The following is a 23,960-nucleotide window of genomic DNA, read 5'->3' on the forward strand; positions in this document are numbered from 1 at the left end:
AACGAACATCGACGTCGATGGTCACCGAGTGCAGCTCAACGGAGATCTGCACCGCTGCGTCCGGAGCCCCACGGGGCTCGAAGGCGCCCGACTGCCCCGGGGCCGTCGACGAGTACTTCAACGAGGAAGGGAATCCATCATGAGACGCAGACGCGTGTCATCAACGGCCATCGCGGGGATGCTCGTATGTGGCGTCGTCGGATCGTCGCTCGTCGCGGCGGGGGCGGCGACGTCGGCCGTGGGCGCACCTCGCGCCGCGATCACCGACGTCGCGGAGGTCACCGAGATCACCGTCGACGGCGACGACATCGCCGCGGACAACGTCAACGGGCTGACGTTCAAGGGCTTCGGCGTGCTCAGCGCCAACAGCACCAGCGCCGTCCTCATGGACTACAAGTCCGAGCAGCCCGAGAAGTACGCGGAGCTGCTCCAGGTCCTGTTCGGCGGCGACCATCCGATCATGCACCACGTCAAGATCGAGATGGGCGACGACCGCAACAACTCGACCGGCTCCGACGTGGCGACGATGCGTACCGCGGACGAGCCCGCGAACGTGCGCCGGCATCCCGGGTTCCAGCTCGCCGCGGACGCCAAGAAGGTCAACCCCGACCTCAAGGTGTCGATCCTGCGCTGGAACGCCGTGCCCTGGGCGAACACGAACGACAAGATCTACGACTGGTACAAGAACACCATCCTCGCCGCCTACCGCGACTACGGGTACATGGTCGACTACGTCAACCCCGGCGTGAACGAGCACTCCGCCGACCTGGCGTGGACCAGGGAGTACGCCGAGCGTGTCCGCACCGACGACACCGGATACGTGAGCGACGACCCCCGGCTCGCGGGCTTCCGCGCGGGCGAGGCGGACCTCTTCCACCAGATCCAGGTGGTCATCTCCGACGAGGTCGGCACCGGTACCTTCGGCGACGAGATGGTCGCCGACGCCTCGCTGCGCGACGTCGTGGGCGCCTCCGGGTTCCACTACAACACCAACGACGACCGGGCGGGGAGCTTCAAGCGTCTGGCCGACGAGTTCGACGAGCAGATCTGGAACAGCGAGGCGCAGGCCACGTTCAGCAACTCCTCGTTCCGGCCGAACAACAACACCACCGACCCGAGCGTCGAGGGCACCGGCCTCGGTGGCACGGGAAGCTCCCTGGAGATGGCCAACACCATCGTCAAGGGCTTCGTGAACTCGCGGCGTACGCACTTCATCTACCAGCCGGCGATCGGCTCGTTCTACGAGGGCGGGCAGTACTCGTACAAGGAGCTCGTCAGCGCCCGTGACCCGTGGTCGGGGTGGATCCACTACGACGCCGGTCTGGCCGCCCTCCAGCACTTCTCCAGCTTCGCGGTGACGGGGTGGGAGAACACGGACAACACGGCCGGCATCTGGCGCACCGTGCCCGAGGCATCGGCCACGACCGCGACCGGGACCAACCCCGTCAACGGCCGCAACGGCGGCCCGAACTACCTGACCCTCGCGGCACCGGACCGCACCGACTTCTCGACGGTCCTGGTCAACGACTCCGAGTCGCCCCGCACCTACCGGATCACCCCGGAGGACCTCGACCTCGGCGCCGACCCGGAGCTCGCCGTGTGGGAGACCCGCGCGGCCGAGGACGGCGAGGCGTTCGACGAGCGGTACAAGCGCCACGCCGGCGACCTCTCGGCCGACGGCGACGGCGCCTACACCGTGACCGTCGAGCCGTACTCCATCGCCACGGTGACGTCGCTCGACGTCACCGGTGACAAGGGCTGGACCACACCGCTGCCCGCCGACGGCGAGCGCACGGTCCTCGACGCCGACCCTGAGCACGGTGTGCTGTGGGAGGACGACTTCGACTACGAGGGCAGGACGGTCCCCGTCGTCGCCGACGGCGGCGGGCTGACGGGTGCTCGTGAGGACTTCGTCGAGTCCCGTGGCGGCGAGACCGGCGCGATCCCGCTGTACACGTGGGACCGCAACGGCTCGTTCGAGTCGTACCGGGCCGACGACGGCCAGTGGGTGCTGCGCCAGCAGGTCGACCGCGCGGGCACCGGTGTCGGTGGCGCGTGGAACAACGGCGAACCGATCACCGCCGTCGGCGACCGGCGCTGGAGCAACTACCGCGCCACCGTCGACGTCCGCTTCGAGCGTGGCCCCGCCGACGACAACTACGCCGCGCTCGGCGCCCGGTCCAGCGGCGGGGGCACCTCTCACGACCTGCGGGGCACGCCGTACGCCCTCAAGCTCGCCTCGGACGGCGGCTGGCGGCTCGACCGCCTGGGTACGGCGGTCGAGACCGGCACCGTCGGAGACGGCGACTGGGACGCCCGTGCCTGGCACGAGCTGTCCGTGCAGGTGGCCGGTGACCGCATCACGGGCTGGGTCGACGGCGAGCAGGTGTTCGCCTGGACCGACGACGCGCCGATCCTGTCCGGCTGGGTCGACCTCGCCAGCGGGTTCCACTGGACGCAGTTCGACAACCTCACGGTCGAGCGGGTGGACGACGAGGTGCCGTACTACGGCGAGTACCTCGACGGCCACGAGACGACCGACCTCACCGACCCGGCCGCGGCCAAGCTGGTCTACGGCGGCGAGTGGGCCCACGACAACGGCAAGAGCATGTTCGACTACGGGCGCACGTCGTCCGTCAGCCAGGGCGAGGGCGCCTCGGTGAGCTACACCTTCACAGGCTCCGGGCTGGACGTGCTCGGGCCGAACGACGGGTCGGCGCGCCTGGACGTCACGGTCGACGGTGAGGCCGTGGCGATCAACGCCCGGACCCGGCGGTCCGGCCAGTACCAGCAGGCCTTCGAGCTGCGAGGCCTCGAGTGGGGCCGGCACACCGTGACCCTCACGGTCGCGTCCGGCACGTTGAACGTGGACGCCGTCGGCGTGGTCTCCGTCCCCGCCTCCCGGGCGGCCGACGACCGGTCGCTGGAACGCGCCCTGGAAGCGGCCGAGGACATCGAACGCACCGACGACTTCACCGACGCGGACTGGGCGGTCCTGCAGAACGGGATCTCCGCCGCCCGCACGGCGCTCGCCGACCCGGCGGCCTACCGGCTCGACGGGCAGGGCTCCGCCCACCTGGTGTCCCGGCTCGAGACGGCGTCGGCTCCGGTCATCAACCGGATCGTCAGCCTCGACGAGCCCCGGGTCGCGGCCTACGTCGGCGAGGCGCCGGCCCTGCCGGACACCCTCACGGCCGAGCTGACCGACGGGAGCACGCGCGAGGTGCCGGTCGAGTGGGACGTGGACGCGACGGCGTTCGGCGAGGCCTGGGCCACGGCCGAGGTCCGGGGCGCGTACGGCCCGCTGACCGCGACGGCGCACGTCGAGGTGGTGCCGCGGGGCACCGTCGCCTTCGGCGACGTCAACGCGACCGCGGGCAGCGCCCTGGGGTACGACTCGCCCGCCTACCGCGCGATCGCCGACCTGGTGGACGGCGGGCTCCTGAACGAGGGGCCCGACCAGGTGCGCGGGGCCGGCTCGACGTGGGGGCACTGGGCACAGGACTCCTCGAGCAACCGCTCCATCAGCTACAAGGGCCTGGTCCCGGGGGAGTACGACAAGACCACGACCACGGGCATGTACACGGCCAACCAGGTGGGTGCCGAGGTGTCGTACACCTTTACCCTCCCGGCGGGCTCGTACACGCTCGTGGCGGGCTCCCACTCGTGGTGGCCGGGCAACAGCCGCAGCGCGGACGTGGTGCTCGACCATGACGGCGAGAGCCGCACGGTCGGCTCGGTCACGCTCGACTCGGGCAACCCGGGCGAGGTGCTGAGCCACGACGTCGACCTCGCGGAACCGGGCCCGGTGACGATCCGCCTCCGCGCGACGAACAGCCAGTCGCCCATGTTGTCGTGGGCGGCGGCGGTCGCCCACTGACCCTTTCCGTTGAGTGCTGGGTATCTGTGCTGCGAAACCGATTCCGGAGCACAGATACCCAGCACTCAACGGCGAAGGTGGGGGTCAGCCGACCAGTCGGGCGCGTAGGGCGCGGACGTGGCCCGGGGTCAGGCCGCCGCGGGTGAGGTAGGCCTCGACCGAGCCGTGCCGCGCACGCAGGTGCTCCAGGGCCGCGACGATGACGTGCCGGGTGGGCGGGATCTCGCGCCCGGCGGGTATCTCGCGGTCCTCGGGGAGCTTGGCGTACCGGGGCGCGAGCCGCTCGTTGGTCAGCTCGTAGTCGTCGGCGAGGGCGTCGGCGTCGGCACCGACGAGGCTCAGCGCGAGCGCCACCACCAGACCCGTGCGGTCCTTGCCGGCGACGCAGTGCACGAGCACCGGACCCTCCGGCGCGTCGGCGAGGGCGGCGACGGCCCGCGCGAACAGGTCCGGGTGCCGGTCGAGCAGTCCCGTGTACAGGTGGACCCACGGGCCCTCCTCCGGGTCGTCGGGCTGCTGGACGGGCAGGCTCAGGTAGCCGGGGTGGTCCGCCAGGAGGCTCGGCCACTCCTCGTTCTCCCAGGGGCGGCGCAGGTCGATGATCCGTGCCAGCCGGTAGGCCGTGGCGGCCGCGACGCCGTCGTCGGTCAGGAAGCTCGGCGAGTCGGAGCGGACCAGTGCCCGCTCACGCACGGTGCCGCCGCCCGAGAGCGGAAGTCCGCCCAGGTCACGTACGTTGAGGCAGCCGGGCCAGTCGAGATGGAGCGGTGTGTAATCCGTCACGCGGGGAGGTTAGCGCTCCGGCGTGTCGTCGGGTAAGGGAGTTCTGCCCTTGCGCATCTCCACGGCGATCTGCTCGGCGTCCAGCAGGTCGAGGGCGTGGCCGAGCTGGGCGGAGTCGTAGGTGCCGGCCGAGCGCGCGGCGAGGAGCTCCTCGCGCTGGGCGGCGATGGCCGCCAGCCGCAGCTCCCGGTACTGCACGAAGCGCTCCTTGGACAGGACCGCGTCCTCGTCCTGCGACTCGTGCTCGCGGAACATGTCCTTGCGGACCCGGGCCACCACACCGTCGTCGTACGGGGTGCCGTCGGGGCGGCGCGGGTCGGTGAGGAACGTCCGGGCGGCCTGCTCGGTCTCACGGCGCAGGGCGGGCAGGTCCTCGGCGGTGTCCTGTCCGACCAGGCCGAGCTGCCGGGTCACCCACGGCAGGGTGCTGCCCTGGACCAGCAGCGTGCCGAACGCGACACCGAACGCCACCAGGATCAGGAAGGACCGGTCGGGCGTGTTGGCGGGCAGGGTCTGTGCGGCGGCGAGCGTCACCACGCCGCGCATGCCCGCCCACACCAGCAGGGTGCCCTCCCGCCACCCGAGCGGCCTGGAGAGGTCGTAGTCGATGTCGGCGGTGCGGCGGCGCAGCGTGTCCTGGATGCGCCGCAGACGAGCGGCGGTCGAGCGCCGGCCCTTCTTCCCGGTGCCTTCGTCGGACGGCGGTGGCGTGGCGGCGACCCGCAGGTCGATGCGGTCCTGGAAGCCCGTCAAGGTCTCCCGGACGGCCTGGCCGCGGCGCGCACGGCGGGCCTGGATGCCGATCAGCGGCGTCACGAAGGCGGCCCGGACCACGAGCACGGCCGCGCCCGCGATCGCGGCGACGACGGCGGCCCGCCAGACCGAGCTGCTGCCGCTCTCCGCGTCCTCGACGAGGTCGAACAGCTGGATCCCCATGGCGAGGAAGACCGCGCCCTCGAGCAGCAGCTCGACGGTGTGCCAGTTGGACCGCTCGGCGATGCGGTCCTGGGGTCGCAGGTGCCGGGCCGAGCCGTTGCCGGTCACCAGCCCCGCCGCGACGACGGCGACCAGGCCGGACGCGCCCAGCTCCTCCGCGGGCAGGTACGCGACGAACGGGACGACGAACGACATCGCGGTGCTGAGGGCGGCGTGCCGCAGGCGCTTGCGGATGCGCAGGCCGATCCAGCCGACGGGCGCGCCGATCACGACGGCCACCCCTGCCGCGTACGCGAAGTTGCCGACCACCTCCCACAGGCTGACCGACGCCGCCGTCGCCGCGATCGCCGCCCGGAGCAGCACCAGGGCGGACGCGTCGTTGAGCAGCGACTCGCCCTCGAGCATCGTGACGCTGCGCGGCGACGCCCCGAGCCGTTTGACGATCGAGGTCGCCACGGCGTCCGTGGGGCTCACGATGGCGCCGAGCGCGATGGCGGTGGCCAGGTCGATCCCCGGGATCAGCAGCCGGAACAGCAGCCCCAGCAGCACCGAGCTGATCACGACGAGCGTGACGGACAGGCCACCGATGGCCGTGAAGTCACGTCGGAAGTCCATCGACGGCAGGCCGACCGCCGCCGAGTACAGCAGCGGGGGCAGCACGCCGCCGAGGATCAGCTCGGGCGGCACCTCGATCGCCGGTACCCACGGCAGCAGGCTCACCCCGGCGCCGAGCACCACCAGCACGAGGGGCGAGGCGACTCCGGCCCGGGGGGCCAGTGCGGTCACCGCGATGATGAGGGCTGCCGCCGCGACGGCGATGGTCAGGTACTCGACGTACTCCACGGCCTGACGGTACGAGACGCAGGGGCTCTCCGCCGGGCATCGTGCGCTGGATCACGTGCCCGCGTCATGTCGTGCCGGTGCCGCACGGACGTCCACGGTGGAGGGCCCGGCGCTCCACGTGCGAGACCTCCGGCCGCTCGATAGTTTCGGCGCGGCGCTTCGGCGCTGCCGTGCGGACCCTTCCGGGGACGCGTAGGTTCGAGTGGGCGGCGGAACCCCGTCGCACGCAGGGGGCGCACCGTTCGTGTGCCTGTCGAGAGGATTTCATCATGGGGCTTTTTGACAAGGCCAAGGATTTCGTGTCCGACCCGGACAACGTCGCGAAGGCGAAGGAGCAGCTGACCGACGAGAACGTCGACGCAGCCAGCGACAAGCTCAAGCAGTTCGCGCCCGACCAGGCGGACGGCGCGATCGACTCCATGGGCGACCGTGCCAAGGACTGGGGTGGCCCCGAGGAGTCGGCGCAGGAGCCGGCGGCGCAGCGCGAGGCGCAGCCGCAGGCCGCGGAGCGCCAGGCCAGCCCGCAGCAGGAGGGCCGTGAGGGCGGCCACGGTGAGGGCCGCGAGGGCCGCGGCGAGGGCCGTGAGGGTGGCCGCGGCGAGGGCCGCGAAGGTCGCGAGGGTGGCCGCGAGGGCCGCGGCGAAGGCCGTGGCCACGACGGTCCCGGACGCCACGGTGGCGGCGGCCGCGACTGACGGTCGGTACGATCGAGGGGCACTGTCGGCGACGACGGTGCCCCTCGATCAGTTTCCGTGACCTTTCCCTAGGAGCACAGTCGTGTCCGACGTCGCATCGCCGCCCAGCCCCACCGCACTCACCTCGGCTGACACCACCACGGAGGCGACGACGACCACGGCCACGACCACGGGCGCCGAGTTGTACGCCGAGCGCCGCGACGTCGTCGTGGTGCGGGTGGACGGCGAGCTGTGGGACCTCGACCGGGAGATCCCGGCCGGCCACGAGGTCGAGCCCGTCACCATCACCGAGCCGGACGGCCTCGCCGTCCTGCGGCACAGCGCCGCACACGTGCTGGCGCAGGCGGTGCAGCAGGTCAACCCTGATGCCAAGCTGGGCATCGGTCCGCCCGTGACCGACGGCTTCTACTACGACTTCGACGTCGAGACGCCGTTCACACCCGAGGATCTCAAGGCGCTCGACAAGATCATGGGCCGCATCATCAAGGAGGGCCAGACGTTCCGCCGCCGCGTCGTCACCGAGGACGAGGCCCGTGCGGAGCTGGCCGACGAGCCGTACAAGCTGGAGCTGATCGGTCTCAAGGGCTCCTCCGCGGAGGCCGCTGAGGGCGCCTCCGTCGAGGTCGGTGCCGGCGAGCTCACCATCTACGAGAACGTGCGGGGCGCCGGCCGCGAGACCGAGACGGTGGTCTGGAAGGACCTGTGCCGCGGCCCCCACCTGCCGAGCACCCGCCTCATCGGCAACGGCGTGCAGCTCCAGCGTTCGGCCGCCGCCTACTGGCGCGGCAGCGAGAAGAACCCGATGCTGCAGCGCGTGTACGGCACGGCGTGGCCCACCAAGGACGAGCTCAAGGCGTACCTGGAGCGCCTGGCCGAGGCCGAGCGCCGCGACCACCGCCGGCTGGGGTCCGAGATGGACCTGTTCAGCTTCCCGGACGAGATCGGCTCCGGCCTGGCGGTGTTCCACCCCAAGGGCGGTGTGATCCGCAACGCCATGGAGGAGTACTCCCGGCAGAAGCACATCGAGGGCGGCTACGAGTTCGTCTACAGCCCCCACATCACCAAGGAGAAGCTGTACCAGGTCTCCGGGCACCTCGACTGGTACGCGGACGGCATGTACCCGCCGATGCACCTCGACGAGGAGCTCGACGACGAGGGCACGGTCCGCAAGCCGGGGCAGAACTACTACCTCAAGCCCATGAACTGCCCGATGCACAACCTGATCTTCGACTCCCGGGGGCGCTCCTACCGGGAGCTGCCGCTGCGCCTGTTCGAGTTCGGCACGGTGTACCGGTACGAGAAGTCCGGCGTCGTGCACGGCATGACGCGCGCCCGCGGCTTCACGCAGGACGACGCGCACATCTACTGCACGCGTGAGCAGATGAAGGACGAGCTCACCGCGACCCTGACCTTCGTCCTGAACCTGCTCAAGGACTACGGGCTGGAGGACTTCTACCTCGAGCTGTCGACGCGCGACCCGGAGAAGTCGGTCGGCTCGGACGAGGTCTGGGACGAGGCGACCCGGACGCTCGAGGAGGTCGCGACGGCATCGGGCCTCGAGCTCGTGCCCGACCCGGAGGGCGCAGCCTTCTACGGCCCCAAGATCTCGGTGCAGGCGAAGGACGCCATCGGCCGGACCTGGCAGATGTCCACGATCCAGCTGGACTTCAACCTGCCCGAGAAGTTCGACCTGCAGTACACGGCGGCCGACGGCTCGCGGCAGCGCCCCGTCATGATCCACCGCGCGCTGTTCGGCTCGATCGAGCGGTTCTTTGCGGTACTGCTGGAGCACTACGCGGGCGCCTTCCCCGCCTGGCTGGCCCCCGTGCAGGTCAAGGCGGTCCCGGTCGCCGACGCGTTCGACGACTACCTGGCCGACGTCGTCACGCAGCTCAAGGCCCAGGGCATCCGCGCCGAGGTGGACTACAGCGACGACCGGTTCGGCAAGAAGATCCGCAACGCCGCCAAGGAGAAGGTGCCGTTCACCCTGATCGCCGGGGGCGAGGACGTCGAGGCGGGTGCCGTGTCGTTCCGGTTCCGGGACGGGACGCAGGAGAACGGCGTGCCGGTGGCCGACGCCATCGAGCGCATCGTGGGTGCGGTCCGCGACCGCGTCCAGGTCTGACGGGCCGCCGATGGTCGTCATCGCATGAGCACCGAACCCGCACCGGAGTCGTCGGCCACGTTCGGCCCGCCGGGCGACGGGCTGCAGCGGCTCTGGACGCCGCACCGGATGGTCTACATCGGCGGGCAGGACCGGCCCACCGACTCGACCATCGCGACGTGCCCGTTCTGCCGCATCCCGGAGGGCGACGACGAGCAGGGCCTCGTCGTCGCCCGCGGGGAGCGGTGCTACGTCGTGCTCAATCTCTACCCGTACAACTCGGGGCACCTGATGGTGCTCCCGTATCGGCACGTCTCGGACTACACGGACCTGGACGCGGCCGAGACGGTCGAGCTGGCACAGATGACTCAGCAGGCCATGCGCGTGTCGCGCGCCGTGTACGCGCCCGCAGGCTTCAATCTTGGTATCAACCAGGGCGAGGTGGCGGGCGCGGGCATCGCGGCGCACCTGCACCAGCACGTGGTGCCGCGCTGGCTGGGTGACGCGAACTTCTTGCCCGTGGTGGGCCAGACCAAAGCGTTGCCCGAACTTTTGGGGGACACCCGCCGCCGGCTCGCGGAGGCGTGGGTGACAGCGGGGGGCGGAGAGGAGAACTGATGTTCCGGGGGCTGCGCTCCTTCATGACCACGGTCTTCACGCCCTTGGCCCGGCTGCTGCTCGCACTGCGGGTCTCGCCCGATGCCGTGACGATCGCCGGCACGGTGGTGGTCACCACGATCGCGCTGACGCTGTTCCCCACGGGGCACACGCTCGTGGGCGGCCTCCTGGTCGGCTTCTTCGTCCTCTTCGACTCGCTCGACGGGGTGATGGCGCGCCAGGCCGGGCGTTCCGGCCCCTGGGGCGCGTTCCTCGACTCGACGCTCGACCGCGTGTCCGACGGCGCGGTATTCGGCGGCATCATGCTCTGGTTCGTCCTGCACCCGGACGAGCACCACGGTCTCTGGGGCATCGGCGTCGCGCTGGCGTGCCTGGTGCTCGGCAGCGTGGTCCCGTACGCCCGCGCCCGAGGCGAGAGCGTCGGGGCCACCGTGCAGGTCGGCATCGCCGAACGCGCCGACCGCCTCGTGCTCGCCCTGGTCCCGTTCACGTTCCTGCAGGTGGGCCTGCCCGTGGTGGTGCTGGAGGTGGTGCTCACGCTCCTGGCGCTCGCCAGTCTCGTGACCGTGTTCCAGCGCATCGCCACGGTGCGGGCACAGATCACGCGGCAGGCCGTCGACCCGCCGCCCGACCCGCACGACGACCCGCGTGACGGTCCGCCGGCTGTGCGGGGGGCCTGATGGACGTCGCGGCGGCCTACACGTTCGCGTGGCGGAACGCCACGAAGATCCCCGAGCCGGTGCTCCGGGCGCTGTTCACGGTGGTGGCCGACGTCACCTGGCTGCGGCACGGCAAGAGCGTGCGCCGCATGGAGGACAACTACGCGCGCGTCCGGCCGGACCTCGACGCCGCCGGCGTCCGCCGGCTCTCCCGCGCCGGCATGCGCAGCTACATGCGGTACTTCCGCGAGGCGTTCACGCTGCAGGGCGTCACCACGCAGGAGCTGCGGGAGCGTGTGCGCGTGGAGGGCTACGACGAGCACGTACGGCCCGTCGTCGACAGCGGGGGCGCCGTCTCGCTCGCGCTGGGCCACCTCGGTAACTGGGACCTCGCCGGCGCGTACGGCTCCCAGTACCTCGCGAGCGTGCTCACCGTCGCCGAACGGCTCAAGCCCGACGAGCTGTTCGAGGAGTTCGTGCGGTTCCGTGCCTCGCTCGGCATCGACGTGCTGGCCCTCGGCAACGGCGACGTGCTCGGCTCCCTGATCCGCAGCGCCAAGGAGGGCAGCCGGCTCATCCCGTTGCTCAGCGACCGCGACCTCACCTCGACCGGCATCGAGGTGGACCTCGCGGGACACCGCGCGCGGGTCGCCGCCGGTCCGGCCCTGCTCGGCCTGGAGGCCGACGTCCCCGTGCACGCGGTGGGCATCACGTACGAGCGGCTGCGGGGCGCCCGCCGTCGGGCCGCCGGGACGCCGTGGGGCATCATCATCCGGTTCTACCCACCCCTGCCCGTGCCGGACGCCGGGCTGCCGCGCGACGAGCGGGTGCGCCTCCTCACCCAGGGCTGGGTGGACCAGCTCACCGGGACGATCGTCGAGCACACCCACGACTGGCACATGCTGCAGCGGGTGTTCGTCGCCGACCTCGGACCCGCCCGGCGGAACGGCGGCCGGGGGCGGGACCAGGGATGAGAGGTGTCCGGCGGCGCACCCACCGCGCGCTACGGGTCGGTCTCGTCTGCCCGTACTCCTTCGACGCCCCTGGCGGTGTCCAGTTCCACGTACGCGACCTCGCCGAGGCGCTCCAGGCTGCCGGGCACGAGGTGTCCGTGCTCGCCCCCTCCAGCGACGAAACGGAGCTGCCCGGTGTGGTCACCGCAGCCGGCCGCGCCGTGCCGGTGCCGTACAACGGGTCGGTCGCCCGGCTCACCTTCGGGCCCCTGACCGCCACCCGTGTGCGCCGCTGGCTGGAGGGCGGCATCGACGGCCACCCCTTCGACATCGTGCACCTGCACGAACCGATGGTGCCGTCGCTGTCGATGCTCGCCCTGTGGCAGACCACCGAGCCGGTCGTCGCCACGTTCCACACCTCGCAGGTGCGCTCGCGGGCGCTCCAGGTCGCCTACCCGCTGGTGCGCCAGTCCCTGGAGAAGATCGCGGCCCGTATCGCCGTGTCCGAGGACGCGCGCCGCACCCTGGTGGACCACCTCGGCGGCGACGCCGTGGTGATCCCGAACGGCGTGTACACGCAGGTGTTCGCCAGCAGTCCCCGACGCCCGGCGTGGACCGGCACCCCCGACGCACCCACCATCGCGTTCCTCGGCCGGCTCGACGAACCGCGCAAGGGACTCAGCGTGCTGCTCCAGGCCGTCCCCACGATCCTCGCCGGCAAACCCGGCGCGCGGTTCCTGGTCGCCGGGCGCGGGGACGGCATCGCCGGCGAGACCCGCGAGCTCCTGGGGGAGCACGCCGCGTCGGTCGAGTTCCTCGGCGGCGTCACCGACGCCGAGAAGGCCGAGCTCCTCGCGTCCACCGACCTGTACGTCGCGCCGCAGACCGGCGGGGAGAGCTTCGGCATCGTGCTCGTCGAGGCGATGAGCGCCGGGTCCGTGGTCGTGGCCAGCGACCTCGGCGCCTTCCAGCGCGTCCTGGACGACGGCGCGGCGGGCGCCCTGTTCCGCACCGGCGATCCCGAGCACCTCGCCTCGACCGTGCTGACGCTGCTGGCCGACCCCGCGCGCCGGGACGCCTACCGCGCTCACGCCGCCGACTGGGTCCAGCGGTTCGACTGGTCCGGCGTGACCGAACAGGTGCTCGCCGTGTACGACATGACGCTCGCGGCCGACCACGCGATCGGCGGTGACGTCGTGGGGCGCATCATGGGGCTGTTCCCGCGCCGGGTGGGGGGTGACGCATGACCTGGTCGGAGATGGCCCTTGTCGCGCTCGGGATGCTCGCCGTCGGCCTGGTGCTGGCCTGGCGCGGAGCGTCCCGCCTGGACCGGCTGCACCGCAAGGTGGCCGCGTCGCGGATCGCGCTCGACGCGCAGCTGGTGCGGCGCGCGTCCACGGCGGTCGAGCTCGCGGCGTCGGGCGCCCTGGACCCCGCCAGTGCGGTGCTGGTGGCGGATGCCGCGTACACGGCGTCGGACGTCGGACCGGTCACCTCGCCGGCCGCGGCGCTGCAGATGGACGGGCTGGGGCCGGACCGGGAACGGGCCGAGTCGGGGCTCACGGCCACGCTGCGAGAGGCGATGGGGGCGCCGGAGGCGATCCGGACCCTCCTGGCGGGGCCGTCCGGTGACGTCGTGGCGGGGCTCGCCGCCGCCTGGTACCGGGCGACGCTGGCCCGCCGTTTCCACAACGAGGCCGTCGCGCAGGCCCGGCGGGTGCGCAGGCTCTGGTACGTCCGACTGTTCCGGCTGGCCGGCCACGCGCCGATGCCCCGGACCGTGGAGCTGGACGACGCCCTGCCGCACGCCCTGGAGCTGGGCGGCGGCTGACCGCTCCGCTGGCTGCGGGCCAGCGGTCAGAGGGCGGGCCGGACGGGTCCGGGCGGACGATAGGATCGAGGTAGGGCGCCGACCGCGCCCGGAACGACCGGCGTCGATCCCACCGGCGAGAACTATGCGAGGTAACCGTGACTGAATCCGTGACCGGCGAGAACACCGTGGGCACGGTTGGCACCGCGCGCGTGAAGCGCGGTATGGCCGAGATGCTCAAGGGCGGCGTCATCATGGACGTCGTCACGCCCGACCAGGCGAAGATCGCCGAGGACGCGGGTGCGGTGGCCGTCATGGCGCTGGAGCGTGTGCCCGCCGACATCCGTGCGCAGGGTGGCGTGTCGCGCATGAGCGACCCTGACATGGTGGACGGCATCATCGAGGCCGTCTCGATCCCCGTGATGGCAAAGGCGCGCATCGGGCACTTCGTCGAGGCGCAGGTGCTGCAGTCGCTCGGCGTCGACTACATCGACGAGTCCGAGGTGCTGACCCCGGCGGATTACACCAACCACATCGAGAAGTGGAACTTCACCGTGCCGTTCGTGTGCGGTGCGACGAACCTGGGTGAGGCGCTGCGCCGCATCACCGAGGGCGCGGCGATGATCCGCTCGAAGGGCGAGGCCGGCACGGGTGACGTGTCGAACGCGACCACGCACATGCGCCAGATCCGTCAGCAGATCCGTCGCCTGACGTCGCTCCCCGAGGACGAGCTGTTCGTCGCCGCCAAGGAGCTGCAGGCGCCGTACGAGCTGGTCAAGGAGGTCGCGGCCACCGGCAAGCTGCCGGTCGTGCTGTTCACCGCCGGCGGTATCGCCACTCCCGCGGATGCCGCGATGATGATGCAGCTCGGCGCCGAGGGCGTGTTCGTCGGCTCCGGCATCTTCAAGTCGGGCAACCCGGCCCAGCGTGCCAAGGCGATCGTCCAGGCCACCACGTTCTTCGACGACGCGGACGTGATCGCCAAGGTCTCGCGCGGTCTCGGCGAGGCGATGGTCGGCATCAACGTGCCGGTGTCCAAGATTGGTGCCGAGGACGACCTCCTGACAGGCACGGAGTTCCAGCGGTTCCAGGACCGCTGACCTGCCCTGCAGCAGACGGGCGAGGCTCCGCAGACGTCGTGTCTGCGGAGCCTCTCCGCCGTGCAGGTGTGGTGTCCGCACAGTTAGTTGGGTGCAGGTGAGTCGGCAGCGGCCGCGGTTCCGGTTCTGGTCTCGTATGTAGTCGCGCAGCTCTGGCGCGGATACGTTGGAGCGCATGCTGCACCTGCTTGTTGACACATCGACATGGCTTGACCTGTCCAAACGGCGCGACGGGCAGCGGTGGATCGTCGCTCTCCGTGTCCTAATCCATCAGGGCAAGGTCGAGTTGCTCGTGCCTTCCGTCGTGGTCGACGAGTTCGAGCGGAACCGGGAACGGATCGAGAAGTCCATGACCTCGAGCGTCGCTCAGCGGTTCAAGCTCATCAGGCAAGACCTCGACGACTATGGCGGGACGGATAACGAGCACGCACTGAAGGTGGTCGAAGATCTTGCCCGTCACGTGCCGCTGATCGGGGCGATGACGACGCGCAACTTCGAAGAGACCCTCGATCTGCTGCGATCTGCACGAGTCGTCGAACCGACCGGCGCGAACCACCAGGCAGTGGTCGAACGAGGTCTTGCGAAGCGAGCGCCGTTCCATCGGTCTCGCAATAGCGTCGCGGACGCACTGCTGATCGAGTTGTATGCAACCGTCATCAATGATGGCGACCTCGCGCGCGAGCCGCACGCGTTCATCACGTCGAACAGCGAGGACTTCTCTGCGCAGGGAGCAGACAAGCGGCAGCCTCATCCAGACATTGCGCCTGCCTTCGCGCCCGACCAGTCCTCGTACGCCCTCGGCGTCGATGGACTCAACGATCTCCTCCTGCTGTACTTCGGGCAGGAGATCGAGGAGCTGTTCGCCGATACAGACTTCGTCGAAGAGCCACGACGCTTGGACGAGATCCTGAATGCGGAGAAGGTGTTCTTCGACCGCGTCTGGTACCACCGTTCCCTTCAGCACGAGTACCGGTTGCAGGACGCTGGCGACCAGGCCGAGCTCGAACGCCTATTGGCGATTGCAGGCTCCCCTCGGAGAGATGTCGAGGAGACGTATACCCAACCGGGCGACCTTGGACCCTACACCGACTTCGAGCTCGGGATGCTCAATGGCAAGCTCTCTGCGCTGCGCTGGGTGCTCGGCAGCGAATGGGACTTCCTCGACACCTAGCCAACTGACTGGCAACTCGAGGCTCTTCTGCCACACAGTCCACGGCTGAGCGGAACACAACGGTTTACCTGGGATGAGACTTGTGCGTGTGCGATATCGCTGATCGCGGCGCATCGTGCAGCGGGCTCCGTAGACGCCATGTCCACTGGGCCCGTCGCGTCTGGTCTCAGTCGAAACTATGACGCAGCAGCTTCTCGCCTTCGCTCTGCAGCTCGATCGATGCACCTCTGCTGCGCCTCAGGCGGCATCGATACCCAGATTGCCGCGAGCTTCTCCCAGAAGTTCTTCCAGCACTCGGCCTCCGTCGGTCGTTCAGGCTCGACCGAGTCGCCCGCGCGAGCCTCGAGCTCGCCTTGGTGCTGTCTGGACATGGAACCCACCTGATGGCGTATCGACTGATGGTTGCTGCGATTCCAGTAGTCTATCGCATAGATCTATCAATGGCAGCAACGATAGGCGGTGGATGATCTATTGATCCCTCTATCGGTTGGCCGATCTGTCCAGGAGGGGCTCTAGGGTCTGGTTCTTCAGGTGCTACGACGTGTGGCTTCGGGCGCCAGGGAGGCTTGAGGAGCCGACTTTCGCGCCGACTGTGCTCGGTGTCGATCGTCAAACGGATCGGCCATGCACTGCACGTTCGGAGCGAGTTGGAAAGAACAAGGGCTTCGGGGCTGTCGGCGCCGCTCGACTCGAGAGCACGGCCGCCATCGCGCGCTGCGTGGTGTGAACTGGCGATAGTCCTCGAGGCGGACGTTGATCTCCTAGGCCATCCGGGCCCTCGAAGCGTCCAAAGCCCACGTCTCGACGAGCGAACAGGTACCCGCCGGCGTCCTGTCATCGCTGTGCTGAATCCGCAACTGGACACGCTTCCAGTGCGGTATCCGCAACTCCTTCGAGGGAGATCTTCGTGCTCCTCTACGATCCCCTCATGCTGCCGTTCGCCCCCACCTCTCTCGCCGTCTCCGACGCCATCACCCACTACCGCCAACTGCGCGAGCTCACCCGCGACGAGCTGGCCTACGTGCTTGAGATGTCCGGCCACGCAATCTCTGCTGGCCGCATCGCCGAGATGGAGGACCGAGAACGTCCCGTCGCCGTCGACGACCTCGTAGCGATCTCGTACGCACTTGGGACGACACCGGCGGTCCTGCTGACGCACATCCCCATCGACATGCCCGATCCAGAGGGACCGCTGGCTACGGGACTGCCTGGTGACGTCCGGCAAGCGGAGGCCCGCGCGTGGATCGAGGGAAGGACCATGCTCGATCGCGAGTCACGGATGCGGTGGTGGCGGAACCAAGTCGGACGCCTCCGGGTGCTGTCAGCGCACCACGAGGAGCAACTGCAAGGCGCATACGCCGAGATCCGCGACCTCGGGGAACTGGCGATCCAGGAAGAGGACGCCCCGCAGGTCCAGGTGCTCCACGTGCTCATTCGTGACGGTGAGCACGCACTCAACCAGTCAGAGATCGCGCTGGCCTTGGCGGAGATGCAGCTCGACACGCTGTGGGTGTACTCGGTCTGAACTCTCGTGGGTAGAGGTATGCCGCTAGGGCTGGGCCACCTTGCCGAATTTCCCGCCGTGATCGGATCGATGTGGGTGTCGACGGCGGCCTTCTGTGTCACTTGAGTGTCTCCGGAGAGCCATTGACGGGCTCTGCAGGAGTTTCGTGCGGCACGCCTCACGGGCCCAAACCTATGGCGAGTCACCGATGTGGCCTGCTCGGTCCTCTCTGGGACACCTGCGGGCCACGAAGAAGCGCCCTTTCGCGATTGCTATCACGATGCCAGATCCCCGCTGCCGCTCTACTGGCGACCGCAGGCCTGACCGAGAGTGGCGCCGCTGCTGGCCGGTGCCGCCGATTCGTCCGTGGGTGTGGCTCCTGCCGGAGGATGCTCCTGGTCTGCCGGACTGGCCGCGTTCTGTCGGGTGTTGTGTTCGCGCTGGGCGGTTCGGTCTCGTCGAGCTTTTGTGCGTGTGTGGCGAGTCGCCTTGTTGAGGGCCGTGGTGGCGTCCTCGATGCGGGCGGTGAAGTAGGCGAGCCCCTTGAACGGGCCCGTACTGATCAGTCCGAGGGCGATCAGTAGATACAGCAGGATGAACGACCCGCTGCCCAGTAGTACGCCCCAGGGGTTAACCAGGTGGAAGTTCTTGTCGTAGGCGATATCGAAGACAGTCGACGCCCACCACATCCCGAAGAAGATGCCGACGCCGACGACGAGCGCTCCGGTAGGCCGGTCTCCGTTGTGCAAGTAAAGGGATGCCAGGGCTGCCAGGATCGCAGTGCAGACCGCGCACACCAACGTCAGCGCGAGTCCCGTGCCGACGGCTGCAAGCCCGGCTGGGAACGTCGCCGCCAGGAAGCACATGACGTGAAAGCTCAGGATGATCGCCAGCACGATGACACCTCGTGTCCAATCGAGGCTCCTGGCGTACTTGCGACGGCCGCTCACGCCAAGGGCGAAGTCGGCCGTGACTTTCAGGTGGCTCTTGCTGGCGAAGTTCGAGAAGGCGCCGAGCTTGACGATCTCGACAGTCAGCATGGCGGAAAGGATCAGGCAGAACAGGACCTGTTGTGCCCCGCCCGGTTCACCGTCGATCATCGCATCGATCGCAAGGATGAGCGTCAGGACCGTGGTGAGCATCGCAATACCCCTGATCATCGCCAGCGCGTTGTCCAAGTACAGGAGCCGCACGTTGTCGTCCAGGTTGGGCACGGACGCCTGCTCGACCCGGTTGGCGACCGTCTCGCCCTGGGAGGCGATCAGGACCAGCGAGACCGGCAGCGCGATCGCGACCGCGGTGGCGATCCCGAGGGAAACCCAGTGATCGGTCGCCATGGTGAGGATGCCCCACCCGTACGCGACAGCTTCTGGCAGTGTCCTTGAGGGCAGCACGACGTCGGATCGCACCGCCGCGATCGTGTCGTAGGCGATGCCGGCATAGAGGGCAAGGAAGGGGACCGCGACCAGGAACACGCTCGCCAGGCTGAGGTACTGCCGCCACGGAAGGCGACGGCGCAGCTGGGCGCTTTGGTGGGTCGCGCACAGGTACACGTTCTCCCGCAGGTCTGTCCGGACGAGATCACCTGGATCAGTGCAGAGCTCGCAGATCCCTTGGCGGGCCGCCGGCGCGTCGTCGAGTGCATGCGGATCGGTCGGCGTGGGCACGGGTGACTCCTGGATCAATGGGTGTCATGGGACGAGGTGGCTTGGATGATTCCACCCTCACCGGTCGAGTGATTTCGCGACGGACCGTTGCCCGCGTCGCCCGACTGAGCTATGGGCTGGGCAGCGTATGTGCATCCCTGAATTCCCCTGGTCGGGCAATGAGGGATGGGTTCCCGGGCCCGACCACGTGGGAAGCCTCAGCGTCTCCGGCGCAAGAGCCGATCCAGGAGTGTGCCCAGACCCTGTCGCTCGGTACGGATGCCCTGCGCTGTCCTGGCCGCCGTCGCGGGTTCCGTACCCCGTCCGTCGTCCGGGGCGGGCGCTGGAGTTGCCTCCTGGGGCTGTACCGGCTCCTCGACCTGCCGAGACTCCGCCAACGCGGGCGGCTCTTCCTGCGCGGGTGGCGGTGGAGGCGGGGGTGGCGGTGGGGGAGCGGTCTCCTGGACGGGCGTGGAAGCCGGGGCCTGTACGGCGGTCGTCCGGGTGCGGCCATCAGGCGCGCGATGGGGGCGGCGCTTGCCCTTGCCATCCATGCTCACCGGCGCGGTAGTCGGGGTGTGGTCGTCTCCGATCACGAGGATCAGCCCGGCCTCGCCCAAGACGCGCAGGTACTTCTCGAACGCGGTCCAGTGGGACTTGCTCAGACGGCGGGATGTGCCGTCGTCGCCGGTGGCTTCTAAGGCTCCCAGTGCCTTCCCCCAGGAGACCCATTCGCCCTGCCTGGCCGTCGCGATGCGCTGGTAGACGCGAGTCTTCCAGTGCACGCACGACTGGCCCAGCGCGTCAGCGATCGCTTCCTCCTGCGGGCTGGTCGCCGTCAGCACGGTCAGGGCCTTGTTGCGGTGTTCGCCGATGAGCCACGCGTCGAGCCACACCTTCTCGGCGGATGCATCCCAGGTGCTGGTGCGTTCGCGGTGCTGCCTCTCGGCTGCTGCGCGCTGGGCGGCTTCGCGACGTGCTGCGATCTCGGCGCGCCGGCGTTCCTCCTCACGGCGGGCTTGTTGGGCCAGTTCCAGCTGTCGACGCGCGGCCAGGCGGCGGTCCTCGGCGATCTGTATGCGCTCGCCTGCTGGTGTGAGGATGCCGGTGCGGTCGTCGATGTGGCACAGGTCCAGCGGCGCGATCGACCACAGGCCGGTCTCCTTGTCCTGGCCGCGAAGCGGGTGAGGGTCCTTTTCTGATCCGGACCAGGCAGTGAGGATCGTGCCGTCCTGCGGGTTGATCCACAGCAAGGTGTTCCCATCGGCGGCGATCTTCCGGGCGAGCTCGTTCAGCTTGATGCGGCCCTTATCGACGGTGAATTGCTCTCCAGAGTGACCCAGGAGCCACACGCGTACCGCGTACTGTCGGGCGTGGTCTTGGTCGCGGGCGAGGTAGTGGGCGATTGTCATGCTGGCGTACTGCACCTCGACGGCGATCTTCTTGCCGGTGGGGGTGTTGATCGTGACGTCGGGCCGCCGGGTCCGGTCGCGTGAGGTCGCCTCGACCTGCACCGTCGCACCTGCCTGCTCACCAGCCCAGCGGGCCACCAGCCGCTTGCCCATCTGATGCAGGTGTGACTCGTTGCCGTGCGGGTTGGCGGTACCAGAATCATGCTGAAATCCAGGGCGCCGGGTCGTCCGAAAGTGAGCCTGCAGCGGGGCGTGACAATCCTCGATCACACACACCAAGTGATCCTGGGTGTACTGCCGGAATGCCTTCTTGGCTACCTCGTCCGTCAGCCCGACGGGAAACTTCACCGGCCTGAAGCCGTGATGCTTGTCGGCTGCGAGCACCATCTGCTCGGTGCTCTGCTGGAACCGTCTGAGTACCGCCGCGTCCGCCTCGTCCATGACGGCGAGTATCGCGGCAGCCACTGACATCCACCGGCGCTGATATCCATTGCCCGACCAGCCGGGCACGGCACGCCCGCACCCAGTACAAGCACGCCGTACCACCACGACCTCTCACCTCGCGCCATGACGAGCGCCGCCGATGGTTCTCGGCCAGGCTAGGCGCCGTGAACACGACCAGCCAGACGACTCCCACCTCCATCCCGACCGAGATCCCGGACCATCTCGCCCTCGAAGCAGGCCGCGCCGTTCTCGCCTATGTGAGCGACGCCGTCGATCACTACCGCCAGCAGGACCGGCTCCACATGGAGCGGATAGCGGCGGTGGAAGCCGAGGGGTACACCGTCGTCGACCACGACGGTGGCGGGCACGGCGACTGCCCCGGGAAGGACGCTTGTCCGGTGATGAACACCATCACGGACCACCGCACAGGCGAGGTCCTGGCGCGGCACCACGACGACTTCGAAGGCTTCGCCGAGCTGCTCGCGGCCAACAACTGGGTCTCTTACGACAACGCCATCGACTCCGATGAGGACAGCCCGATTCCCGATGATCTGCCCAGTGCCGAGGCGCTCCGCGCCCTGCCCTTCATCCAGGACATCGGCGAGTTCGTCATCATGACCGACACCGACGAGCAGATGTCCGCCACCGAGTAGTGGTTCCGCCGGGCTTGACGGCACGGGGCGGCCATAGAACTGCTGGGCCCCGCCAACCGTCGCCAAGCACCCGCCGGTCGCTTTCGCTCGGTCTGCGCAACGCTGGCGGCAGACCCGACGGGAGTCTGGCGGTGGCAACCCGTAATCGAGGTTGGGAGTGATGGCGCCGCAGTTATGAGATTCTCGTCAGCCCCACCTGTGTCATGCAATACTGCATGACAGTGATGGGCGAGGTGCCCACTGAAGGAGGGAAGTGATGGCCGAGGCGTCGAGGGCGACCGTGATCGCTCGCAGGGTCGCGAGGTCGGCGGGCGCGGACTGCTACCGGAACGACAACGACGGTGTGCTGGTCATCACCCGTGCCGACGGAGAGCAGATGGGCGTCATCGACGAGGATGACGGGGAGGGCTGGACTGCGACGGAGCGCAAAGACAGGTCCTGGGAGGCGCTCGACGGCGACGACCGGACTGCGGCGGACCTGGTGGAGCGGTGCGTGCGCGAGTGGGTGGCACGGGCAGACGTGGCCGGTCGTGCCCTGACCGCAACTGTGTCCGGCCGCGACGCGTGGGGCAAGGAGCGCCAGGTCACCGTGGCGTGGATCCCCGAGGACGTCACCGCCGGGGTCAACGACGTGACTGGATGGCCCCGGGTCGTGGTAGGCACCGACCCCGAGCAGCCGCCGATCGGTATCGGACGCTCGCGCGCCACCGGGGAGACGAACATCGTGTCCCACCCCCAGCAGCTCGCCGGGCAGCGTGCCTACGTGCACGAGTGGTCGCACGCCCAGGACGAGGCCGACCGGGGCCCGGGAACGTACTGGATCATCGCCGACAGCGACGCCCTCGATCCCGACGGCGATGCGGAGCACCACGCCGATGTCTGAGCGGGCGGCTGGTCGGCGATGACTGAGAGCGCGCCCGCGCACGGTGAGGAGCCGGCCGGCCGGCCGGCAGGGCCTGGTGTGGCCGGGCAGATCGTGCAGGACCTGGACGCGTATGTCCTGTGGCCGCTGGTACCCCTGCTCGGGATCGACGCGCACGACCTGATGCTGGACCGGGCCGAGGCCCGCTCCAGGCTCCTGGCCGCCGAGCTCACCGGTGCCGACACCCGCGTGCGAGCCCAGGCCGTCATCGACCTCATGAACGCACTGTGGGGACGGGGTGACCCGCCTGACCCATGGTGGACCACATCCCTGGGCCGAGCGTGCGCTGCAGCCCTGGCCCCGCAGGTCGACGGAGCCGTCACCCACCAGCAAGCTGCCGACATGCTGGGCATCACGCGGGGCTCCATCGCTCAGATGGTCGCCCGCGGAACGTTGCTCCGCCACCAGGATGGTGGTGTGGACAAGGCGGCCGTCTTACGGCGCCTGGCCCGCCCCACAGAACCGGTTGCCACCGCCAGCACTCGCCGGCCCGGCTGATCGACAACGAGCAGGCGGCGACGGTGCGCCTGGCCGAGATCACCCGCACGGTCACCGCTGACCACCTGCTCGTCGGGAACCACGGTCGCCGACCGGATCGGCGAGCTCGCTCGTGGGCTGTCTGTGTACAGCGGGAGCGAGGCTGTCGACGGCTTCCTGCACGCGGCTCGTGAGCATCTGCCCGCGCCTGCGCAGCCGATAGAGTCGTGAGGATGACGTGGGTCGAACCGCACCAGTGGTACGCGCAACTCGCCGCGTTCCATGCCGCGGCCGCGCTGTTCATCACCGACGACGCGGGCCGGGTACTGCTGGTCAAGCCGAACTACCGCGACCACTGGTCCCTGCCCGGCGGGTATGTCGATCTGCACGAAGCTCCTCACCAGGCAGCCGAGCGCGAGCTGCGCGAAGAGCTCCACCTGGACGTGACCGCGGGCGTCCTGCTGGTCGTCGACTGGGCTTCACCGGCCGAGCCGCGGCCTCGGTCGTTGGTCAACTTCCTCTTCGACGGCGGCGACCTTGCCTCGCCATACCGGCTGCAGGCCGACCCGGAGGAGCTCGACGCGGCCGAGTTCCACACTCCGGCCCAGTGCGCGCGCCTGCTCCCGCCACGGGTCGCGCCGCGGGTGGAGGCCGCGCTCGACGCCCGCGCCCGCAAGACCACGAACTACCTGTTCGACGGTGTACGGCCCGGGACGGGTCACCCAGTCCCCGGCGCCGGGACCACGGCCCTCGGCCCTCGCTGATGCACCCCCGCGCGCTCGTCGAGTAGAGCGTGGGCGAGGTCCGTACCAGGGAGCTCGTTGGACGAGAGTCGTCGTGATCGGGGCCGATTACGACGGGCCTTCTCGCGGTCCGGCTTTGCGGGCGGTCGGTGGTCAGCCTCGCGGTGGCTGGTCTGCCGCCCGGCGTTTCCAGGACAGCTCACGGATGTGGATGAACGCGCGGATGCATTCCACGCAACCGTCCATGTGGGCTTCGAACCGACGCTGCCGGCGGGGTTGGAGGCGGCGATTGAGGTAGTCGTGCATCGCGGCGCGGGTGGAGCGGCATTCGGAGGCGTCGACGTCGTGAGCGCCGGTGGCGCCCGACGCAACGGTGGCCGGTGTCAGGGCGGACCGGGAGTCGAGTGCCTTGCCGGCGCTGGTGGAGCTCTCGGTGCTCACTCGGCGGCAACGTCGTCGGACCGCAGCTCACTCGTGGTCGACACGCGAAACCTGCCTCCTGTGGCTGGTGGTGGTGCGTTCCCGGTTGGCCCGATGTGTGTACTGCGCCCGCGGCGCTGCGATAGGTGGCGCAGTTGCGCGGAGCGGCGCGCGAGGTCGGGTGTCG

20 protein-coding genes are annotated in these 23,960 nt (G+C 69.6%); 15 read left to right on the top strand and 5 right to left on the bottom strand.

The genetic code is table 11. The features are described from left to right. Positions 1-139: 139 nt before the first annotated feature. Positions 140-3,880, top strand: a complete 3,741-nt coding sequence (locus tag ACFSL2_RS00600) for an Ig-like domain-containing protein (RefSeq protein WP_377196005.1) — start codon at positions 140-142, stop codon at positions 3,878-3,880. An 84-nt stretch (positions 3,881-3,964) separates the two neighbouring features. Here the strand turns inward: ACFSL2_RS00600 and ACFSL2_RS00605 are convergent, their stop codons facing one another. After that, positions 3,965-4,663 carry a tyrosine-protein phosphatase gene (locus tag ACFSL2_RS00605; RefSeq protein WP_377196006.1) on the bottom strand — a complete coding sequence of 233 codons (699 nt, stop codon included), beginning with the start codon at positions 4,661-4,663 and terminating at the stop codon, positions 3,965-3,967. 9 nt (positions 4,664-4,672) lie between these two features. Next, entirely contained in the window at positions 4,673-6,442 is a 1,770-nt protein-coding gene (locus tag ACFSL2_RS00610; RefSeq protein WP_377196007.1) for a cation:proton antiporter, read from the bottom strand. 269 nt (positions 6,443-6,711) lie between these two features. Between ACFSL2_RS00610 and ACFSL2_RS00615 the strand changes: the two genes are divergently transcribed. The 10 genes from ACFSL2_RS00615 to ACFSL2_RS00660 all read left to right on the top strand — a co-directional run bounded on the left by ACFSL2_RS00615 (position 6,712) and on the right by ACFSL2_RS00660 (position 17,077). Continuing rightward, positions 6,712-7,137 (top strand): hypothetical protein, encoded by a 426-nt coding sequence (locus ACFSL2_RS00615; RefSeq protein ID WP_377196008.1) that lies wholly within the window; start codon positions 6,712-6,714, stop codon positions 7,135-7,137. A gap of 82 nt (positions 7,138-7,219) precedes the next feature. Further along, positions 7,220-9,262, top strand: a complete 2,043-nt coding sequence (gene thrS / locus ACFSL2_RS00620; protein ID WP_377196009.1) for a threonine--tRNA ligase — start codon at positions 7,220-7,222, stop codon at positions 9,260-9,262. Positions 9,263-9,286: 24 nt separating this feature from the next. Then, complete coding sequence (locus ACFSL2_RS00625; RefSeq protein ID WP_377196010.1) at positions 9,287-9,859, top strand: HIT family protein; 573 nt, start codon at positions 9,287-9,289, stop codon at positions 9,857-9,859. After that, positions 9,859-10,539, top strand: a complete 681-nt coding sequence (gene pgsA / locus ACFSL2_RS00630; protein WP_377196011.1) for a phosphatidylinositol phosphate synthase — start codon at positions 9,859-9,861, stop codon at positions 10,537-10,539. Before ACFSL2_RS00625 ends, pgsA begins: the two co-directional genes overlap by 1 nt. Further along, positions 10,539-11,492 (top strand): phosphatidylinositol mannoside acyltransferase, encoded by a 954-nt coding sequence (locus tag ACFSL2_RS00635; RefSeq protein WP_377196012.1) that lies wholly within the window; start codon positions 10,539-10,541, stop codon positions 11,490-11,492. Before pgsA ends, ACFSL2_RS00635 begins: the two co-directional genes overlap by 1 nt. After that, positions 11,489-12,718 (top strand): glycosyltransferase family 4 protein, encoded by a 1,230-nt coding sequence (locus ACFSL2_RS00640; protein WP_377196013.1) that lies wholly within the window; start codon positions 11,489-11,491, stop codon positions 12,716-12,718. Before ACFSL2_RS00635 ends, ACFSL2_RS00640 begins: the two co-directional genes overlap by 4 nt. Then, positions 12,715-13,302 (top strand): hypothetical protein, encoded by a 588-nt coding sequence (locus ACFSL2_RS00645; RefSeq protein WP_377196014.1) that lies wholly within the window; start codon positions 12,715-12,717, stop codon positions 13,300-13,302. Before ACFSL2_RS00640 ends, ACFSL2_RS00645 begins: the two co-directional genes overlap by 4 nt. 137 nt (positions 13,303-13,439) lie before the next feature. Beyond that, positions 13,440-14,381, top strand: coding sequence for a pyridoxal 5'-phosphate synthase lyase subunit PdxS (gene pdxS / locus ACFSL2_RS00650; RefSeq protein WP_377196015.1), 942 nt, complete (start codon positions 13,440-13,442; stop codon positions 14,379-14,381). A 175-nt stretch (positions 14,382-14,556) separates the two neighbouring features. Further along, the gene (locus ACFSL2_RS00655) at positions 14,557-15,552 is read left to right on the top strand and encodes a PIN domain-containing protein (RefSeq protein ID WP_377196016.1); all 996 of its coding nucleotides are present in this window, start codon (positions 14,557-14,559) and stop codon (positions 15,550-15,552) included. 907 nt (positions 15,553-16,459) lie between these two features. After that, positions 16,460-17,077, top strand: a complete 618-nt coding sequence (locus ACFSL2_RS00660; protein WP_377179152.1) for a hypothetical protein — start codon at positions 16,460-16,462, stop codon at positions 17,075-17,077. A 281-nt stretch (positions 17,078-17,358) separates the two neighbouring features. Here ACFSL2_RS00660 and ACFSL2_RS00665 read toward each other — a convergent pair whose 3' ends face one another. Together ACFSL2_RS00665 and ACFSL2_RS00670 are read right to left on the bottom strand one after the other, a co-directional pair. After that, positions 17,359-18,723, bottom strand: a complete 1,365-nt coding sequence (locus tag ACFSL2_RS00665; RefSeq protein ID WP_377196017.1) for a hypothetical protein — start codon at positions 18,721-18,723, stop codon at positions 17,359-17,361. Positions 18,724-18,920: 197 nt separating this feature from the next. Next, positions 18,921-20,555 carry a competence protein CoiA family protein gene (locus ACFSL2_RS00670; RefSeq protein ID WP_377179148.1) on the bottom strand — a complete coding sequence of 545 codons (1,635 nt, stop codon included), beginning with the start codon at positions 20,553-20,555 and terminating at the stop codon, positions 18,921-18,923. A gap of 167 nt (positions 20,556-20,722) precedes the next feature. On the opposite strand from ACFSL2_RS00670, the gene ACFSL2_RS00675 reads away from it, so the two are divergent. From ACFSL2_RS00675 to ACFSL2_RS00690, 4 genes are all read left to right on the top strand, one after another. Continuing rightward, complete coding sequence (locus tag ACFSL2_RS00675) at positions 20,723-21,211, top strand: hypothetical protein (RefSeq protein ID WP_377196018.1); 489 nt, start codon at positions 20,723-20,725, stop codon at positions 21,209-21,211. Positions 21,212-21,467: 256 nt separating this feature from the next. Next, complete coding sequence (locus tag ACFSL2_RS00680; RefSeq protein ID WP_377179144.1) at positions 21,468-22,094, top strand: SH3 domain-containing protein; 627 nt, start codon at positions 21,468-21,470, stop codon at positions 22,092-22,094. A gap of 18 nt (positions 22,095-22,112) precedes the next feature. Next, the gene (locus ACFSL2_RS00685) at positions 22,113-22,631 is read left to right on the top strand and encodes a hypothetical protein (protein ID WP_377179142.1); all 519 of its coding nucleotides are present in this window, start codon (positions 22,113-22,115) and stop codon (positions 22,629-22,631) included. A 212-nt stretch (positions 22,632-22,843) separates the two neighbouring features. After that, positions 22,844-23,374: an NUDIX domain-containing protein gene (locus tag ACFSL2_RS00690; RefSeq protein ID WP_377196019.1), complete on the top strand. Its 531-nt coding sequence runs from the start codon at positions 22,844-22,846 to the stop codon at positions 23,372-23,374. A gap of 132 nt (positions 23,375-23,506) precedes the next feature. On the opposite strand, the gene ACFSL2_RS00695 is transcribed toward ACFSL2_RS00690, so the two are convergent. Then, positions 23,507-23,794: a zf-HC2 domain-containing protein gene (locus ACFSL2_RS00695; protein ID WP_377179138.1), complete on the bottom strand. Its 288-nt coding sequence runs from the start codon at positions 23,792-23,794 to the stop codon at positions 23,507-23,509. Between the last annotated feature and the right edge of the window lie 166 nt (positions 23,795-23,960).

It is taken from the genome of Promicromonospora aerolata (assembly GCF_042682255.1).
In the GTDB taxonomy this organism is placed as follows: domain Bacteria; phylum Actinomycetota; class Actinomycetes; order Actinomycetales; family Cellulomonadaceae; genus Promicromonospora; species Promicromonospora aerolata.

Excerpts from the sequence above, each read along its gene's own strand:
- ACFSL2_RS00600 (WP_377196005.1), top strand. The coding sequence starts at position 140 with ATGAGACGCAGACGCGTGTCATCAACGGCCATCGCGGGGATGCTCGTA.
- ACFSL2_RS00615 (WP_377196008.1), top strand. The coding sequence starts at position 6,712 with ATGGGGCTTTTTGACAAGGCCAAGGATTTCGTGTCCGACCCGGACAAC.
- ACFSL2_RS00625 (WP_377196010.1), top strand. The coding sequence starts at position 9,287 with ATGAGCACCGAACCCGCACCGGAGTCGTCGGCCACGTTCGGCCCGCCG.
- pgsA (WP_377196011.1), top strand. The coding sequence starts at position 9,859 with ATGTTCCGGGGGCTGCGCTCCTTCATGACCACGGTCTTCACGCCCTTG.
- ACFSL2_RS00635 (WP_377196012.1), top strand. The coding sequence starts at position 10,539 with ATGGACGTCGCGGCGGCCTACACGTTCGCGTGGCGGAACGCCACGAAG.
- ACFSL2_RS00640 (WP_377196013.1), top strand. The coding sequence starts at position 11,489 with ATGAGAGGTGTCCGGCGGCGCACCCACCGCGCGCTACGGGTCGGTCTC.
- ACFSL2_RS00645 (WP_377196014.1), top strand. The coding sequence starts at position 12,715 with ATGACCTGGTCGGAGATGGCCCTTGTCGCGCTCGGGATGCTCGCCGTC.
- ACFSL2_RS00655 (WP_377196016.1), top strand. The coding sequence starts at position 14,557 with ATGCTGCACCTGCTTGTTGACACATCGACATGGCTTGACCTGTCCAAA.
- ACFSL2_RS00670 (WP_377179148.1), bottom strand. The coding sequence starts at position 20,555 with ATGGACGAGGCGGACGCGGCGGTACTCAGACGGTTCCAGCAGAGCACC.
- ACFSL2_RS00680 (WP_377179144.1), top strand. The coding sequence starts at position 21,468 with ATGGCCGAGGCGTCGAGGGCGACCGTGATCGCTCGCAGGGTCGCGAGG.
- ACFSL2_RS00685 (WP_377179142.1), top strand. The coding sequence starts at position 22,113 with ATGACTGAGAGCGCGCCCGCGCACGGTGAGGAGCCGGCCGGCCGGCCG.
- ACFSL2_RS00690 (WP_377196019.1), top strand. The coding sequence starts at position 22,844 with ATGACGTGGGTCGAACCGCACCAGTGGTACGCGCAACTCGCCGCGTTC.